Annotated in this window: 12 protein-coding genes; 3 read left to right on the forward strand and 9 right to left on the reverse strand. The window is 72.7% G+C overall.

Translation table 11 applies throughout. The annotated features are described in order from the left end of the window. Window positions 1-89 precede the first annotated feature (89 nt). Both purH and purN read right to left on the reverse strand, forming a co-directional pair. Entirely contained in the window at window positions 90-1,658 is a 1,569-nt protein-coding gene (gene purH / locus ACWDA7_RS32215; protein WP_360990703.1) for a bifunctional phosphoribosylaminoimidazolecarboxamide formyltransferase/IMP cyclohydrolase, read from the reverse strand. After that, entirely contained in the window at window positions 1,655-2,305 is a 651-nt protein-coding gene (purN, locus tag ACWDA7_RS32220) for a phosphoribosylglycinamide formyltransferase (RefSeq protein WP_359398006.1), read from the reverse strand. Before purN ends, purH begins: the two co-directional genes overlap by 4 nt. Window positions 2,306-2,655: 350 nt before the next feature. Between purN and ACWDA7_RS32225 the strand changes: the two genes are divergently transcribed. Next, on the forward strand, window positions 2,656-3,486 hold the full coding sequence (locus ACWDA7_RS32225) for a hypothetical protein (protein ID WP_450608738.1): 831 nt from the start codon (window positions 2,656-2,658) through the stop codon (window positions 3,484-3,486). A 218-nt stretch (window positions 3,487-3,704) separates the two neighbouring features. After that, window positions 3,705-4,214: a hypothetical protein gene (locus tag ACWDA7_RS32230; protein ID WP_450608740.1), complete on the forward strand. Its 510-nt coding sequence runs from the start codon at window positions 3,705-3,707 to the stop codon at window positions 4,212-4,214. 93 nt (window positions 4,215-4,307) lie between these two features. On the opposite strand, the gene ACWDA7_RS32235 is transcribed toward ACWDA7_RS32230, so the two are convergent. Then, entirely contained in the window at window positions 4,308-6,056 is a 1,749-nt protein-coding gene (locus ACWDA7_RS32235) for a cell division protein PerM (protein WP_450608742.1), read from the reverse strand. Window positions 6,057-6,161: 105 nt separating this feature from the next. On the opposite strand from ACWDA7_RS32235, the gene ACWDA7_RS32240 reads away from it, so the two are divergent. Then, the gene (locus tag ACWDA7_RS32240) at window positions 6,162-7,202 is read left to right on the forward strand and encodes a sigma factor-like helix-turn-helix DNA-binding protein (protein ID WP_450608744.1); all 1,041 of its coding nucleotides are present in this window, start codon (window positions 6,162-6,164) and stop codon (window positions 7,200-7,202) included. 103 nt (window positions 7,203-7,305) lie between these two features. Here ACWDA7_RS32240 and sucD read toward each other — a convergent pair whose 3' ends face one another. The 6 genes from sucD to ACWDA7_RS32270 form a co-directional block, all read right to left on the reverse strand. Further along, window positions 7,306-8,190: a succinate--CoA ligase subunit alpha gene (gene sucD, locus ACWDA7_RS32245; protein WP_450608746.1), complete on the reverse strand. Its 885-nt coding sequence runs from the start codon at window positions 8,188-8,190 to the stop codon at window positions 7,306-7,308. Between the two features lie 21 nt (window positions 8,191-8,211). Next, on the reverse strand, window positions 8,212-9,393 hold the full coding sequence (sucC, locus tag ACWDA7_RS32250) for an ADP-forming succinate--CoA ligase subunit beta (protein ID WP_450608748.1): 1,182 nt from the start codon (window positions 9,391-9,393) through the stop codon (window positions 8,212-8,214). Between the two features lie 460 nt (window positions 9,394-9,853). Continuing rightward, a complete protein-coding gene (locus ACWDA7_RS32255) occupies window positions 9,854-11,569 on the reverse strand; it encodes a hypothetical protein (protein ID WP_450608749.1) in 1,716 nt (571 codons plus the stop codon). A gap of 258 nt (window positions 11,570-11,827) precedes the next feature. Continuing rightward, window positions 11,828-13,000: a hypothetical protein gene (locus ACWDA7_RS32260; RefSeq protein WP_450608751.1), complete on the reverse strand. Its 1,173-nt coding sequence runs from the start codon at window positions 12,998-13,000 to the stop codon at window positions 11,828-11,830. Between the two features lie 217 nt (window positions 13,001-13,217). Further along, window positions 13,218-14,405 carry a VWA domain-containing protein gene (locus tag ACWDA7_RS32265; RefSeq protein ID WP_450608753.1) on the reverse strand — a complete coding sequence of 396 codons (1,188 nt, stop codon included), beginning with the start codon at window positions 14,403-14,405 and terminating at the stop codon, window positions 13,218-13,220. An 11-nt stretch (window positions 14,406-14,416) separates the two neighbouring features. Next, window positions 14,417-16,939, reverse strand: coding sequence for a DUF5682 family protein (locus tag ACWDA7_RS32270; RefSeq protein WP_450608755.1), 2,523 nt, complete (start codon window positions 16,937-16,939; stop codon window positions 14,417-14,419). Between the last annotated feature and the right edge of the window lie 44 nt (window positions 16,940-16,983).

The following is a 16,983-nucleotide window of genomic DNA, read 5'->3' on the forward strand; positions in this document are numbered from 1 at the left end:
CCAATCCCCGACGTCCCCATCTGGACGGAAGGGGCGTTGGTGGCACACGCCAAGGAGACCGATAACCCGGCAGGCCCGCCGTTCGGTGCTCAGTGGAAGAAGTGGCGGGTCCCCGTGAAGTACATGGTCACGCCCGCCTTCTGCGCGGCCTCCACGACCTGCTCGTCACGGATCGATCCACCGGGCTGCACGATGGCCTTGACGCCCGCGGCGATCAGAATCTCCGGCCCGTCGGGGAACGGGAAGAAGGCGTCCGAGGCGGCGTACGCACCGCGTGCCCGCTCCTCGCCGGCCCGCTCGACGGCGAGTTTGCAGGAGTCCACCCGGTTGACCTGGCCCATGCCGACGCCGACCGAGGCGCCGTCCTTGGCGAGCAGGATGGCGTTGGACTTGACGGCCCGGCAGGCCTTCCAGGCGAAGGCCAGCTCCGTCAGCTCCTCGGAGGAGAGCGCCTCGCCCGACGCCAAAGTCCAGTTGGCCGGGTCGTCGCCGTCGGCCTGGAGGCGGTCGGTGACCTGGAGGAGGACACCGCCGTCGATCTGCCTGGCCTCCACGCGGTTGCAGGGGCCGTTGGGGGCCTTCAGCACCCGGATGTTCTTCTTCTTGGTGAGGGCCTCCAGCGCGCCGTCCTCGTAGTCCGGCGCCACGATGACCTCGGTGAAGATCTCCGCGACCTGCTCTGCCATCTCCTTGCTCACCGGCCGGTTCACGGCGATGACACCGCCGAACGCGGACAGCGGGTCGCAGGCGTGCGCCTTGCGGTGCGCCTCGGCGACGTCCGCGCCGACCGCGATACCGCACGGATTGGCGTGCTTGATGATGGCGACGCAGGGCTCGTCGTGGTCGTACGCGGCACGGCGCGCGGCGTCCGTGTCCGTGTAGTTGTTGTACGACATCTCCTTGCCGTGCAGCTGCTCGGCCTCCGCGAGGCCGCCGCTCGGGCCGCCGCCGACATAGAGGGCGGCGGGCTGGTGCGGGTTCTCGCCGTAGCGCAGGGTGTTCTTGCGCTCGTAGGTGGTGCCCAGGAAGTCCGGGAAGGGCGAGTCGTCGACGGGCGCGTACGAAGACGCGAACCAGTGGGCGACGGCGACGTCGTAGGCGGCGGTGTGCTGGAAGGCCTCGGCGGCGAGGCGCTTGCGCGCGGTGAGGTCGAAGCCGCCGTCGCGGACCGCGGCGAGGACGTCGGCGTACCGGTCCGGGCTGGTCACCACGGCCACGGACGGGTGGTTCTTGGCGGCGGCGCGGACCATGGAGGGGCCGCCGATGTCGATCTGCTCGACGCACTCGTCGGGCGAGGCCCCGGAGGCGACGGTCTCGCGGAAGGGGTAGAGGTTGACGACGACGAGGTCGAACGGCTCGACGCCCAGCTCGGCGAGCTGCCGGCGGTGGCTGTCGAGCCGCAGGTCGGCGAGGATGCCCGCGTGGACCTTGGGGTGCAGGGTCTTGACCCGGCCGTCGAGGCACTCGGGGAAGCCGGTCAGCTCCTCGACCTTGGTGACGGGGACGCCCGCGGCGGCGATCTTCGATGCCGTGGAACCGGTGGAGACGAGCTCGACGCCGGCCTCGTGCAGCCCACGGGCGAGCTCTTCCAGCCCGGTCTTGTCGTAGACGCTGACAAGCGCGCGCCGGATGGGTCGCTTGGTGCTCTCGGCGGTCACTGGATAACTACCTTTCGTCCCTCAATGCGATAGCCGTTGCGGGCGAGGCGCCCCACGACCTCGACGAGCAGCCTTCGCTCGACTTCCTTGATGCGTTCGTGCAGAGCGTTCTCGTCGTCCTCGTCCCGGACCTCCACCACGCCTTGAGCGATGATCGGCCCGGTGTCGACGCCGTCGTCGACGAAGTGGACGGTGCATCCGGTGACCTTGGCGCCGTAGGCGAGCGCGTCACGCACACCGTGGGCTCCGGGAAAGCTGGGGAGCAGGGCGGGGTGGGTGTTCACGAACCGCCCGCCGAAACGTGCGAGGAACTCCTTCCCCACGATCTTCATGAACCCGGCGGAGACGACCAGGTCGGGCTCGTGGGCGGCGACGGCCTCGGTGAGGGCGGCGTCCCAGGCCTCCCGGCTCTCGTAGTCCTTGACCCGGCACACGAAGGTGGGCAACCCGGCGCGCTCGGCGCGGGCCAGGCCCTCGATGCCGTCGCGGTCGGCGCCGACGGCCACGACCTCTGCCCCGTAGCCGGCGGCCGAGGTCTCGGCGACGGCGTCGAGGAGCGCCTGCAGGTTGGTGCCGGACCCGGAGACCAGGACGACCAGGCGCTTGGCCGGGGACTCGGTGACGGTCTCGGCCACGGACTCGGCCACGGCGGGGCCCTTTCTCGGGGAAGCGTTGGTGCAATCGCTCAGCAGAGCGTTTGTATGGTCGTACAAATGCTTCGCACCCCGGGATACGGGGAAGTCTACGAAGCGGTCGGCCGTCAGCAACGATACCGGCACATCGGACGGCCCCCCAGGGGACGGGGGCGCGGCCGGAAGGTAGCGTCTGGGGAGGGGCCATCCGAAAACGCGGTGCCGACGCGGGGAACGCCGCACCTGCGTGGGACGTTGACCCGGGACGGGAACAACCCCGTCCGGGGCGCCCGCTTCGCGGCTGGCCACAGGGGCAAGCCGGACAAGACGCCCACCGGAACCACCAAGGGGAAGACGCACACCTGATGCCGGACCGCAGTCTCCGACTCCCTCCGCTGCTGCTGCGCGAGCGGCGCCCTTCGCCCGTGCCTCCGCGGGAGAGCAAGGGGGCACCCCACAGCGGGGGTGACTCCGCGGGCGGCGGCTCCGCGGACGGTGGCCGGGGCCCGGAGGCGCCCGAGGACGACAACCCCTTCGCGCCGCCGCCGGAGGGAACGCCCGACCAGCCCTGGCGACCGCGCCATCCGGCACCGGGGCAGGACCAGGGACAAGGACAGGGCCGGCGGCCGGAAGGCTCCGACGAGAGCGGACGTCCCTCGTGGGGCAGCCAGTGGAGCGATCGGCAGCCCGGCCCTTCCGCGGGCGGCCGCTTCGGCGAGCGCCCCGGAAGCCAGGGCGGTCAAGGCGGTCAGGGCGGGCCCCAGGGCCCCGGCGGTCAGGGTGGTCCCGGCACAGGCCTGCGCTGGGACCCCACGGACCCGGCCCAGCGCCGCGCCCGCTACGCGCTGATGGCCGGCATGTGGGCCTTCCTCTTCTCTCTCTTCAGCTGGCCCTACCTCGCATTGCTGCTGGGCGCCCTGGCGCTGTACTGGGGCGCCAGCGCCCTGCGTGCCAAGCCCCGCAACCCCGACCCGAACACCGCCGCCCCCACGGCCCGCCCGCAGACGTCCGCGGCGATCAGCGGCCTGGTCACGGCGTCCTTGGCGATCGCGATGGTGGCGGCCACGTTCGCGGCCCAGTTGGTGTACCGCGACTACTACACCTGCCTGAACGACGCCCTGACGACCTCCGCCAAGCAGTCCTGCAACGACCTGCTGCCCCAGGATCTGCGAGGGGTGCTGGGTACGCGCGGCTGAGCCGGGGGCTGGTCCTGCGCGAGCCGGGCGTTCACGCCAGGTGCGGGACGAGCCGTGGGACGCGTGGGTCTGGCGTCGGCGCATCTGAGGGAAGCTCATGTTCTCCTCAGAAACCTCGTGGAAGCTCGTCGTCCGCCGACCGGCGCTGACATGATCCCTCCAGCTTCAGGGGGCACTTGACCGCACCGTGCCCACGATTCACGGGGGAGAGATGTGTCGTGAGCGCGCCGAGAACCCTTGCAGGAGTGGGCGTCACCTGCGCCCTGGCACTCGCTTCGGTCAGTGCGTGCACCGCGGACGACACCGGCGCCGAGCAGCCCACCAGGGCCACTCGCTCCACCGGGCCGGCCACCGCCGTTCACGTCACGGCACGCCCTTCCCTGCAGGAACCGCCAAAACTGGACGGTGACGAAACGCTCGCCGGTCAGCAGAAGGTGACCCGCGGCAGTGCCAGTTTCGCCTTCGGCGCGGGGAAGAAGGACGAGGCGCTGATCGTCGCGGTGCGCTGCCAGGGCACCGGGAAGATCGAGGTCGCGGTGCGCCCCGTCAGTGTGTCCTTCCCCTTGGAGTGTCGGCCCGGCGAGGTGAACACCATCCGCAACGAGGTGCTCATGCATGGGGTCGAGCGCAGTGGCACCGTGTCCGTCGAGGCACCTTCGGCCGTTCGCTGGGCCGTGACCATCGGCCGAGGCGAACCGGCGCAGGTGGAGCCGGCCGGCACCCGGTGATGTCACAGCGGTCCGGCCCAGTCCCCGGTTGAGCGCGGGGCTCGGACGGAAGGGGCCATCCGGCGGGAAGATGCCGACCGACAGCGGCCGGCCTCACGCACGCGGTTCGGACCCGTCCGGCGGGACGGGCTTGGCGGGATCCGGCAGGACGGGCTTCGGAGGTTCCGACGGGACGGGCTTCGAGGGGTCCGGCACAGCGGCCTTCGGAGGTTCCGACGGGACGGGCTTCGGAAGGTTCGGCAGGGCGGCTTTCGGCGGGTCCCGCAGGACGGACTTCGGGAGGTCCGGCAGGAAGGACTTCCTGGAGGCCGACGCGAACGGGTCCTCCGTCCGCAGTGCCTCGTACGGCTTGAGGTCGGGGTCCTCCCACGCATCGTGCTGTTTCGGAGTCGCGGGAAGCGACGGCCTTCGGCCGACGGAAAGCACAGGCGGTCGCGGAACCGCGGGCGGGGGGACCGCGGCTGCGGGCGGCGCGCTCCGAGGCTTCGGTTGCCGCCGCGGCTCCCCGCGCCCCCGCAGCCGCCCTGCCCGTACCGCCCATCCCACCGGCAGCCCGACCGCCGCCGTCCAGCCTGCCGCCGCGAGGCCCACCTGCCATCCCACCGGTCCGAACCGCGCCAGCGCGTTCACCCCGAGCGGGCCGCCCGCCGCCTCCGCGAGGCCCGCGAGCACCATCCCGCACACCGCGCTCGCCACCAGGACCGCTCCCCCCGTCCGTCCTGCCGACCACGCGCCGTCCCGTCCGCGCTCCCGGTCCGCGCTCGCCGCGCGTGCCACGAACCACCCGACGGTCACTCCCGCCGCGACCGGCACCGCCCCCACCGCCCACCGCAGCGGCCCGTCCCCCGCTTCCGGAACCGCCGCCAGCAGCGGGAACGGCGGCAGGAACGCCGGTGGCCGCACGGTCGACAGCGGTGCCATCACATGCCCCGCACCCAGCACGAACCCTGGCCCGAGTCCGTACGCCGCGCCCCACACGGCGGCGTTCGGCACCAGCGCAGCCGCCAGGAGCAGCACTGCCCACCGCCCCGACCATCCCTGAGCGAGCTGCAGGAAGGCCAGTTGGGCCGTGTCGCCGTGCCGCACCAGCGACACCCCGACCAGCAGCGCACCGCCGCCCACCAGCACGGTCGACCCCGCCAGGGCCGCCCGGAGGGAGTCCCCGAGCCGTAGCCGTCCGTCACGGTCGACCGCCCCGAGCGTCACCACCTGTCGTACGCCCTCGGGCAGCCACTCGAGTGCCCGGCGCACGCTATGTGGCAGGCGCTCGCAGGGGCGCCCGTGCGCCGTCCACACGCCCAGACCCGCCGCCCCGGCGACGACGAGCGGCACGTACCACGCGGCCCCCGCCCACGACGGCCGCAGCGTCCCTCCGGAGGCGTACAGCGCCGCCACGGCCCCCACACCGAGGTAGCCCGCCACCACGCCGGTCCACGCCGTGCGCGCACCGACGGGCGGCGCGTCCTCCCCGGCGGCCTCCACGCTCTCCCGGTCGGTGGCGTCGCGGGCCGTCCGGTACACCAGCCACATCGGAAGCACGGCTAGCAGCAGCGGTGTCACCCCGACGGGCGCGGGCAGCCCGGAGAGCGTCTCGGTGCGGATCAGGGTGACGCCGTGGGCCAGCAGCCACAGCGCGGCCGCCACACGCAGCGCACCACCCGCGCCGGTAGCGGGGTACGGCGAGCTGATCCACAGCACGATCGCGAGCAGGGCGAACGAGCCGAGCCCCGCCACCGCGGCCAGGGCGCCGCCCAGCAGTGCGTCACCCAGCCCGGGCGAGCGCTCCCGCAACCCGGTGAGGAGGGACGGAATGGGGGTTCGGCGGTCGGTCCATTGGGTCACGCCGCCATGGTCCCAACGACACGCGCTAATCCGGTGCAACCGATAAAGCCACGATGTGTCGCTAAATATGTGCTTATGTACTTTTCTGCATTGGAGGGCCGTCCAGTGAAGCAGAGTCCTTCCGTCCCGCTGCCGCACCCCAAGGAATGCCGACGCCTGCGCAGGACCCAGTCCCTGACCCAGGCTCAGATGGCCGCCAACTTGCATGTGCCCATCGAAACGGTGCGCGACTGGGAGACCGGCCTGACCAGCCCGCGCGGCCGGAAGCGGAAAGCGTACGCGAGACTGCTCGCCGAATGGGCGGTGCAGGAAGGGGCCCAGGAGAGCGCAGATGAACGCCTTCCTATTCCTCTGACTCCCCATCAGGCGTTCGACGAGCTCTACAGGTTCTGTACACCCGCCCTCGTACGGCAGGCGTATCTGCTCACCGGCCGGCGCGGGCTGGCCCGGGAATCAGTCGAACGCGCCTTCCAACAGGCCTGGCAGCGCTGGCCGGAGGTGGCCATGGACCGGTACCCACCGGGATGGGTACGGGCGGCGTCGCACGACTGGGCACTCTCCCCCTGGCACCACTTCCGCCCGCGCCATCGCCGCGCCGAGGAGCCACCCGCGGACCCCGCCAACCGGGAACTGCTGCAGGCCTTCCTGACGCTGCCTCCGGTCCAGCGGCGCACGCTGCTGCTGCACGACGGCGTCGGTCTCGGTCTGCCGGAGACCGCCGCCGAGACGCAGGCCAGCACTCCCGCCACGGCCGCCCGGCTGCTGCGGGCCCGCACGAGCCTCGCCGCGCTCGTACCGGACCAGGCGTCGCCGGACGTCCTGGGCCGCAGACTGACCGAGCTGGCCACGGCGGAACGCCTCCGCGCGGCCAGACCGCCCGCGGTGCGCTCCGGCGGCGAACGCCGCGTCCGCCGCTGGTCCGCCGCGGCGGTCGTCCTCACGGCCGCCTTCACGGGCTCGACCGCCCTGACCATGCAGATGGCCGCGGACCACTACGAACGGCCGGTGCCCCGGGGAACCGCGATCGAGGACATCCCCGCCCTGGCCGCCCAGGGTCCGCTGTCCGCCCGGCAACAGGCGCTGTGGTACGTGCTGAAGGCGCAGGCCGACCAGGGGCCGGAGCGCCTGATTCCGGAGGCGCGCTGATCCGACCGCCCAAAAACGCCCGTGGGCCCGCCCCCTGCACGGGGTACGGGCCCACCGACGTTCAGCCGGAATGCTCACCTGGAGCACCCCGGCCGGGAAGGATTCAGCCGGCCAGGATCTCGCGCGCCAGCTTGGCCGTCTCGGTCGGGGTCTTGCCGACCTTGACGCCCGCGGCCTCGAGCGCCTCCTTCTTCGCCTGGGCGGTGCCCGACGAACCGGAGACGATGGCGCCCGCGTGACCCATGGTCTTGCCCTCGGGCGCGGTGAAGCCCGCGACGTAGCCGACGACCGGCTTGGTCACGTTCTCCTTGATGAAGGCCGCGGCCCGCTCCTCGGCGTCGCCGCCGATCTCACCGATCATGACGATCAGGTCGGTGTCGGGGTCGTCCTGGAAGGCCTTCAGGGCGTCGATGTGCGTGGTGCCGATGATCGGGTCACCGCCGATGCCGACACAGGTCGAGAAGCCGATGTCACGCAGCTCGTACATCATCTGGTACGTCAGGGTGCCGGACTTCGACACCAGGCCGATGCGGCCCGGCTTGGTGATGTCGGCCGGGATGATGCCGGCGTTCGACTGGCCGGGGGTGATCAGGCCGGGGCAGTTCGGACCGATGATCCGGGTCTTGTTGCCCTTCTTGCCGGCGTACGCCCAGAAGGAGGCCGTGTCGTGGACCGCGATGCCCTCGGTGATCACGACCGCGAGCGGGATCTCGGCGTCGATGGCCTCGATGACCGCGTCCTTGGTGAACTTCTCCGGGACGAAGATGACCGTGACGTCGGCGCCGGTCTTCTCGATGGCGTCCTGGACGGAGCCGAAGACCGGGATCTCGGTGCCGTCGAAGTCCACGACCTGGCCCGCCTTGCGCGGGTTCACGCCACCGACGATGTTCGTGCCCGAAGCCAGCATGCGCTTGGTGTGCTTCTGGCCCTCGGAGCCGGTCATGCCCTGGACGATGACCTTGGATTCCTTGGTGAGGAAGATAGCCATGGTTGTCTGTGACCTCGTCCCTTACTTCGCGGCAGCAGCCAGCTCGGCGGCCTTGTCGGCCGCGCCGTCCATGGTGTCCACACGCTGTACGAGCGGGTGGTTGCGGTCGTCCAGGATCTGGCGACCCAGCTCGGCGTTGTTGCCGTCGAGACGCACGACCAGCGGCTTGTTGACCTCTTCGCCCTTGGACTCGAGGAGCTCCAGGGCCTGCACGATGCCGTTGGCCACCGCGTCGCAGGCGGTGATGCCGCCGAAGACGTTGACGAACACGGACTTGACGTCCGGGTCGCCGAGGATGATCTCCAGGCCGTTCGCCATGACCTCGGCGGAGGCGCCACCGCCGATGTCGAGGAAGTTGGCCGGCTTGACGCCCTTGTGGGCCTCGCCCGCGTAGGCGACGACGTCCAGGGTCGACATGACCAGACCCGCGCCGTTGCCGATGATGCCGACCTCGCCGTCGAGCTTGACGTAGTTGAGGTTCTTCTCCTTGGCGGCCGCCTCGAGGGGGTTGGCGGCGGCCTTGTCGTGGAGCTCCTCGTACTCGGGGTGACGGAACTCGGCGTTCTCGTCGAGCGACACCTTGCCGTCGAGGGCGATGACATCACCGGAGGCGACCTTGGCCAGCGGGTTGACCTCGACCAGGAGGGCGTCCGACTTGATGAAGGTGTCCCAGAGCTTGATCAGGACGTGGGCCACCTTGTCGGCGACCTCGGCCGGGAACTTGGCCGCGGCCACGATCTCCTGGGCCTTGGCCTCGTCCACACCGTCGATGGCGTCGATGGCGATCTTCGCGACGGCCTCGGGGCGGGTGGCCGCGACCTCCTCGATCTCCATGCCGCCCTCGACGGAGGCGATGGAGAGGAAGGTGCGGTTGGCGCGGTCGAGGAGGAAGGAGACGTAGTACTCCTCGACGATCTCCGGAGCGGTCTCGGCGATCATGACCTTGTGGACCGTGTGGCCCTTGATGTCCATGCCGAGGATGTCCGTCGCACGGGCGACCGCCTCGTCCGGGGTGGCGGCCAACTTCACACCGCCGGCCTTGCCGCGGCCACCGACCTTCACCTGCGCCTTGACGACCGACTTGCCGCCCAGCCGCTCGGTGATCTCGCGCGCCGCCTCAGGCGTGTCGATGACTTCACCGGCCAGCACCGGTACACCGTGCTTGGCGAAGAGGTCCCTCGCCTGGTACTCGAACAGGTCCACGCGCTTCCGTCCCTATCAGTGATCTCGCGGTTCGTTGGATGCGTGGGCGTGCCGCGAAGGGCAACGTGACGTCCGCTGTGTCACAAGGGAGGCGCACACGGTGTCCGAGCGCGCGGCATGTCCGTCTCGCAGGTTATCGCCGCTTGAGGTGGGGCTCTAAATCGCAGATCACACCTGAGCGGTGATACCTGTCACACGTGTGACCCGGCGGCGGAACCGGTCGCGACCCTCCGGTGAACGGCCGGAGCAGGGCGGCAGGGTCCCACCGGGTTGGGGTTGGCCCGGTGGGACCCCTTGTGCCGCCCCGGAGGGCGCAGGACGGGTCGACCCCACCCCAATGGGGCCACCCGTCCCGCCCGCGGGGCTTCGGTCGGGCCGGCCGACGGAATTCGGCCGCCGTTCCTCAACCCCCGCGGAGTCGGTGACGGGTGCCGTGCGGCGCGCGCACGGCACCCGTGGATCAGATGGAGTCGGTGCCGTAGCGGCCCGGCCGCAGATGGCTCGTGACGGCCGATTCGGCGACACCCCGGGCGCCGGTCACCGCGTGGCCGCCCAGCGAGCCGCCGGACTCCTGGACCGTCCCGGCCAGGTCACCGGCGAACGGCGCGACCTGGCCCGCGACTCCCTGCGCGAACGGATCGGCCGCGCCGACGACCCCGCCCGCGAACGGCCGCACAGCGCCCGTCACGCCGTACGCCAGGTCGGTGGCGCTGCCCGCCGTGCCGTGCACCACGGGCCGCACGGTGTCGTCGATCGTCTGCACGACCGGCTGCACCTCGTCCGCCACGCCATACGCGAACGGCTGCACCTCGTCCGCCACGCCGTACGCCAACTGGGTGGTGCTCCCGGTGACGCCCCCGGCGAGCGGTGGGACCTGTACCGCGACCCCGTCCGCGAACGGCCGCACATCACCCGTCACGCCGTAGGCCAATCGGGTGACGTCCTCGACGGACTGCCCGGCGACGGGCCCCACCCCGTGCACCGCGGTCTGCGCGACCGGGGGCAGCACGGACCCGGTCACGTCGCCGGTCACCCCACCGGCCAGGCCGTAGACCGGCGGCTGGGCGTCGGCGGCCACGCCGTACACCAGCGCGGACGCATGGCCGGCCGCGTCGTGCGCGAGCGACTGGACGTCCGCCACGACCCCCTGCGCGAGGCCGGTCGCGTTGCCGACGGCGTGTCCCGCGAGCGGCGTCACCCCGTCGACGACCGTGCCGGCGACCGGCGGGAGAACGGCCCCGGCCGTCTCGGCGACCACCGGCGCGACCGTGCCGGGCACCCCGGCGACCGTGCCGGCGACCTGCTGCTTCACACCGGTGACCGCACCGGTGATGTGGCCCGGTACGTCGGAGACGCTCGCGTCCGCGGCGGACGTGACCTCGTCCGCCTGGCCCTGCATGGCGGCGACCGCACCCGCGGCCCGGCCCTCCGCCCCGGTGACCGCCTGCTGTGCGGTACCGCTCGTGCCGCCCGCGATCCGGCCCGCGCCCGCGACCGTGCTCTGCGCCTTCGTGCGGATCACACCGTCGACGCCGTCCGCCTGGCTGCGCACGGCGCCCTGGACGCCCTGGAGCTTGGTCTGCGCGGCGGCGAGCGCCTGCTCCAGTTCGGGGGCGAAGGCCGAGAGGGGGCCGAAGAGGTAGTCGATCTCGTCCTGCGGGGCGGCCGCGTCGGTGACGACGGCCGTGGCCGCTCCCCCGGCCCTGGACGCGGTGGCGTGCACGGCGCCCTTGGCCTGCGACGGGAGGTGCGCGGCGGTCACCTCGTGGTCGACGTACGGGCGTGCCCGGTCGGCGACGGGTGCCGCCTGCGCGGCCTTCGCGGCCTTGTGGACCTTCTCCACCCGGGAGGCGGCCTGGGTCCCGGCGCGCGAGGGGGTGCTCATGGCCCCCTTCGCGGTGGACTGCGCCGTGGCGGCGGTGTGCGTCACCGTCGAGGCGGCACCGTGCACAGCCGTGCCCTGGGTGACGCCTGACACGGTGTTCTGCACATCGGCGACGACGCCGTCCACGGTGCCCGTGACCGCGCCGACGGTGTCCGCGGTGTCGATGCCGACGTCAGAGGTGGAGACGGACGATGCCGGCAGTTCGTCCGCGCTGGCGACGGCGGAGCCGAGCGCCCAGGCGCCGGTGACACCGGCGGCTATGACGATGGAGCGGCGGATGTTCTTGTTCATGCGTGCGTCAGATCCTTCGGGAATCCGGGATTCTGGAGTTCTGGACGTACCGGTGCCGAGGCCTGCAAGCCGGTGCCGCGTGGAGCCGACGGATCCGTGGGCGGTCCAGGGGGAAGGACCGGCGGCCACGGATGCGCTCCGGCCGCTATGGCTCGGGGTCCGGTGGCTGCCGCCCGGGGATCGGTGAGGTGTCCGGACGGCGGGCAGACCTGCTTCCGCCCCCCGCGCGGCAGGTCTCGCGGGGAGGGAAGGGACGCCCTAGCCGGGGAACTCGGGGATGTCCCGGTGCCGGTCCCGGGTCCCGTGCGCGGTCACCACCGCGATGGCACCGCGCACCAGCGTGAGCGGTGCCCTGTGGTGGGAGGCGACGGCGTGCCCGTCGCCGTGGGACGGCGCACCGCCGTCGGCGGTCTGCCGATCGCCGTACGCGCCCGTCGGCTCACCGTCAGGCGCCTGGTGCGGGGGCGTGTAGGGGGACCGGGTGAGGTGGGGGGTGGGGTGAGCGAACGGCGTCGCCGTGGTGTCGGCCAGGACGACCCGCGGTCCGTACGCGCCGGTCTCCCGCTGCCCGACCGCGCTGCCGTCCTCCGTACCGCCGCCCTGCTGCTGCGCTGCCGACGGCGCGGGCAGGGTCCCTGCCGGCGGTGCCGGCCGACTCTGCGGGCCGGCCGGCACCGCCGGCAGACCGGGAACCCCCGGAAGCGACGGCTCCGAGGGGAGCGACGGCAAGGGCGGAAGCGACGGCAACGGCGCGGGAGCCTCCGTCAGCCCGTCGGTCACGGTCTCCACAAGCCCGCCTACGGGCCGCACGACCGCCTCGCCGACCGGCCGTAGAACGCCTTCGGCGACCTGCCGCACGGTGCCGCCGACGGCGGGCACCGTCTTGGCCGCGGCGGTGATGAGATCGGCGGGCGCGCCGGATGCGGCGGGCGTGGCGGTGCTGGGTGCGGAGGGCTTACCGGGTGCGGTGGGCGCGGGAAGCGCGGTGGACGTGGCGGGGCGGCTGACGGGTGCGGTGCCCGGCCGGACGGTGTGCGAGCCGGAGGGGCCCGCCGTGTGCCGGCCGAGGGGCGGCACGGAGTCCTTGCCGTCCGCTGTACGCCCGGACGGGGGCGGCGCGGGGTGTCCTCGCTGAGCGTCGGGCGCGGGAGAACCCTGCCCCGTGTGCCCCAGCGTGCTGCTGACGGTCTCGTCGAGCCGCCGCACCGCCTTCGTGACCGGCCGCAGGGCGTCAGCCGAGGCATCGGCCGCGACCGGAGTCGCAGAGGTTGCCGGTGTGCCCTCCGCCGCGTGCGCCTGTCCCTCGCACAGGAGCCCCAGTGCGAACAACCCACCCATCACCAGGGCCAGATGCACAGCACGCCGACTGGCCGCCGTACGCATCGCGCGTAGTGCGGCACCGGCGAAGGGCAGTGCGGCTGGCAGGGTCAAGACGGGGAGAGCCTCCGTGCGGCGGGACGAGGCGGTGCGGAGCGAACACGCGCACCGCCCGATGGCGAAGCGCCGTCGATCCTTGCACGGGACTCCCGAGGTTGCGCAAGTCCTCCGTTACCGATGGGTAGTCATATCCATTTTGTCGCCTGTCGTTCTCGGTGTCCGGTTCGCCAAGTACCCGTTGCGCCCGTCATGTCGGCACATCGGCACATCGTCATGTCGCCTCCGGTACCGGCAGGGGCCGTTTCTCGATCGCCGCCGCCATCACCTCCGGGAACAGGTCGGGCGTACACGCGAACGCCGGTGCGCCCAGCGCCGCGAGCGCCGCCGCGTGCTCGCGGTCGTAGGCGGGTGCGCCTTCGTCCGAGAGTGCGAGCAGCGCGACGAACTGCACCCCGGACGCCTTCATCGCCGCCACCCGCTTGAGCATCTCGTCCCGGATCCCTCCCTCGTACAGGTCGCTGATCAGGACCACGACCGTCTCCGAGGGCCGGGTTATCTGCGACTGGCAGTACGCCAGCGCTCTGTTGATGTCCGTGCCGCCGCCGAGCTGGGTGCCGAAGAGGACGTCGACGGGATCGTCGAGCTGGTCGGTGAGGTCCACGACGGCCGTGTCGAAGACGACGAGCCGCGTGGCGATGGACCGCATGGAGGCCAGGACCGCCCCGAACACGGATGCGTACACCACCGATGCCGCCATCGACCCCGACTGGTCGATACAGAGAACGACTTCCTTCTTCACGGACCGGGACGCCCGTCCGTAACCGATCAGCCGTTCCGGCACGACCGTGCGGTGTTCGGGCAGGTAGTGCTTGAGGTTGGCGGCGATCGTGCGGTTCCAGTCGATGTCATGGTGGCGGGGCCGGGTGACACGGGCGCTGCGGTCCAGAGCGCCGGTGAGCGTGGCCCGGGTGCGTGCGGCGAACCGCTTCTCCAAGTCCTCGACGACCTTGCGGACCACCGCGCGCGCCGTCTCCTTGGTGGCCTCGGGCATGGCCTTGTTCAGCGAGAGCAGCGTGCCGACCAGATGCACGTCCGCCTCGACGGCCTCGAGCATCTCCGGCTCGAGCAGGAGTGTGGACAACCCGAGCCGGTCGATGGCGTCGCGTTGCATGACCTGGACGACCGACGAGGGGAAGTACGTACGGATGTCCCCGAGCCAGCGCGCGACGGAGGGCGCGGACGCCCCGAGCCCCGCCGAACGGTCCCGCCCCTGCCGGGCCTTGTCCCCCTTTCCGTACAACGCGGTCAGCGCCCCGTCCATCGCCGCGTCCCGCCCGGTGAGCCCGTAGCCGGTGCCGTCCGCCGCGTCCGGGCCGAGGACGAGCCGCCAGCGCCGCAGCCGTTCCTCGGCGGCGGTCGTCGGTTCTCCCGTAGCCGTGGCTTCCGTTCGTTCGGTCATGCGCCCGCTCATCACGCCACCCCCACAAGGTCGTCGGCGTCGTTGCCGGCCGGCTCGTCCAGACCGAGCAGCAGACGCACCACCGGAACCACCGCGTCCGCCCGCCCGGTGTCGATGCCGGGGGCGAACCCGGAAACACCCGAGCCGGTGGCCGCTCCGGTCTCCCGCGCGCCCGGTCCCCGCCGCACCAACTCCGTCAGCGTGCGCCGCACTCCCGGCTCGTACGCCGAGAACGTGCGCCGCAGCAGCGGCAGCACGTCCGCGAACGCCTCCGCCGGCACTCCGGTCAACCATGTGTCCACCAGGCCCAGCAGACGCTCGTCGTGCACGAGCAGCAGTCCGCCGCCGGAGCCGCCCCCGACGAAGCCCTCGATCCACGCGGTCGCGTCCGCGGGCGCCGTCCCCGGCGAGAGGACGAGACCCATGAGCCGCGACGCCTCGTCCTGCGACAGCTCTCCGTCGTCCAGCAGCAGTCGCACGGCACGGCCGCGGACGACACCGGCGACGGTCTCCCGTCCGGCGAGCACCCGCAGGACGGAACGCCACCGCCCGCGTATGTCACCCTCCGCCGACGGGATCGTCTCCTGGAGCAGGCCCACCGCCCCGTGCACCGCGTCCACATGGCCCCGCATCTCCTCCGCCGCGTCCGCGTCCAGCGCGGCGCACGCCGGTGGCAACCCGACGAACACACGCTCGGCGAGGCCCGCCGCGACACCGGCCAGCACCCGGGTGTCCGTACCGCGCACATCCCCGTAGCGCAAAGACCGCACCAGTGCGGGCAGGGCCTGGGCGAGGTGCCCGACGTCGGCGTCGAGAGCGGCACGATCGGCGAGCACCCGCATCACCACGGGCAGCGCGTCCGGCAACTCCGCGGGCAGGCACCGCTCGGCGAGCCCGGTGACCTCGGCGAGCGTCCGTGTGGCGACCGCGTCCGCTTCCGCCTTGGCGGTCGCTGCGGCGTGCACGGTCGTGCCCCACACCCCGGCCTCGGCGACCCGCACCGCCAGCTCCGGCTCCCAGCGCAGCCGCCATGTCTCCCGGAACGTCCCCGTACTGCCCCGCGAGGCCACGGGCTCGCCCCAGCCGATCCCGAGCAGCCGGAGCCGGTGGAGCAGCCGGCTGCGCCCCGCGTCGGTCTCCTTGCGCAGGTCGAGTTCCACCTCGCGCTCCGACGGCTCCGGTTTGAGGCGGAGCCGCTTCTGGAGCCGGATCAGGTCCCGCTGCAACGGCACGGCGGGCGCCGAGGCGGGCACCTCCCCCAGCACGTCGCCGACCACAAGCCGGTCGTGCACCAGCGCCAGCGGTATGTCCGAGCCCTCGCACATCACGGCCCGCACGGCGTCGGTCGTCTCCGACAGGCCCGGCAGCGGGCGCCCACGCATTGCGGCGAGCGTCCCGGCGAGCCGCACCGCCTCGATGACGTGCGCGGACGACACCATGCGGCCCTCCTCACGGAGCAGCCGGGCGACCTTGGTCAGCCACCGCTCGACGGGCCGGTCGGGCACGCCGAACAGATGCCCGTACCAGCCGGGGGAGTCGATCCCCGCCCCGTATCCGCCGGCCCGGGACAGCCTCCGATGGGTCCAGGGCACCCAGGTCATGTCCGTCTTCACCTTGGGCAGCCCTTTCAGCACGGCGCGGTCCGCGGCGACGGACGCCCTCGCCCGGAGCGCGGGCACGTGCCACGCCCCGCACACCACGGCCACCGCGCCATCGAACTCGCGCTGAGCGGCTCGCACTTGGAGACGCATGTACGCCTCCCGTACGAGGTCACGCTCGTGCCCTCCGGTGCCGTACGTCTCCCGCAGGGCGGTCATGGCCTCCTCCAGCACGGCGAAGGGTGCGAGGGCGTCGCCCCGGCCGGCGCCCCGGTGCTCGACGACGTCCTCCCACCACCGCTCCGGATCGTCGTATCCGGCGGTCTCGGCCAGCACGGCGAGAGGGTCGACGCGCACGGCGTCACCGGGACCAGGCGACTCCCCGAGCCCCTGCGCCTCCATCGGCGGCTTCGCGCCCCCGGGCCCCTCTCCGGGTGCCCCCGGCTGCGGGTGCGCTGGGACGTCTCCCGGCGGCACCGGCGGGTTCCCCGGCGTGCCGGAATCCGGCGCCGGCCGGGCGGCGGCACCGGAGTCGCCGTCCGCCGACGCCGGGTCCTCCGCCCTGTCCCACGCCAAGGTGTGCGTCGCCGGCAGATCGATGAACCGGGCCGGAACGTCGTGTTCCAGGGCCCAGCGGATCGCCACCCACTCCGGGGAGAACTCCGCCAGCGGCCAGAACGCGAACCGCCCGGGCTCGTCCACGGCGTGCGCGAGCAGCGCCACCGGCGGCCGCATTCCGGCGTCCGCGGCGAGCGGGATCAGGGCGTCCGCCTCCGGTGGCCCCTCGATCAGCACGGCCCGGGGCCTCGCCGTCTCCAACGCGGCCCGCACGGCGCGCGCGGACCCCGGGCCGTGGTGCCGCACCCCGAGCAGCAGCGGCCCCCCGTCCGCCGCTCCGGCCACCGGCCCGCCCGACGGCCTGTCAACGCCTGTCACGCTGTCCCCCTCCCCGGCGGCGCCGCCCCGGGCCGCCCTGCCGC

It is taken from the genome of Streptomyces sp. NPDC001156 (assembly GCF_053598275.1).

Bases quoted from the DNA above. Each gene is read 5' to 3' on its own strand.
- sucD (WP_450608746.1), bottom strand. From the start codon at position 8,190: ATGGCTATCTTCCTCACCAAGGAATCCAAGGTCATCGTCCAGGGCATG.
- ACWDA7_RS32265 (WP_450608753.1), bottom strand. From the start codon at position 14,405: ATGACCGAACGAACGGAAGCCACGGCTACGGGAGAACCGACGACCGCC.
- ACWDA7_RS32225 (WP_450608738.1), top strand. From the start codon at position 2,656: ATGCCGGACCGCAGTCTCCGACTCCCTCCGCTGCTGCTGCGCGAGCGG.
- ACWDA7_RS32255 (WP_450608749.1), bottom strand. From the start codon at position 11,569: ATGAACAAGAACATCCGCCGCTCCATCGTCATAGCCGCCGGTGTCACC.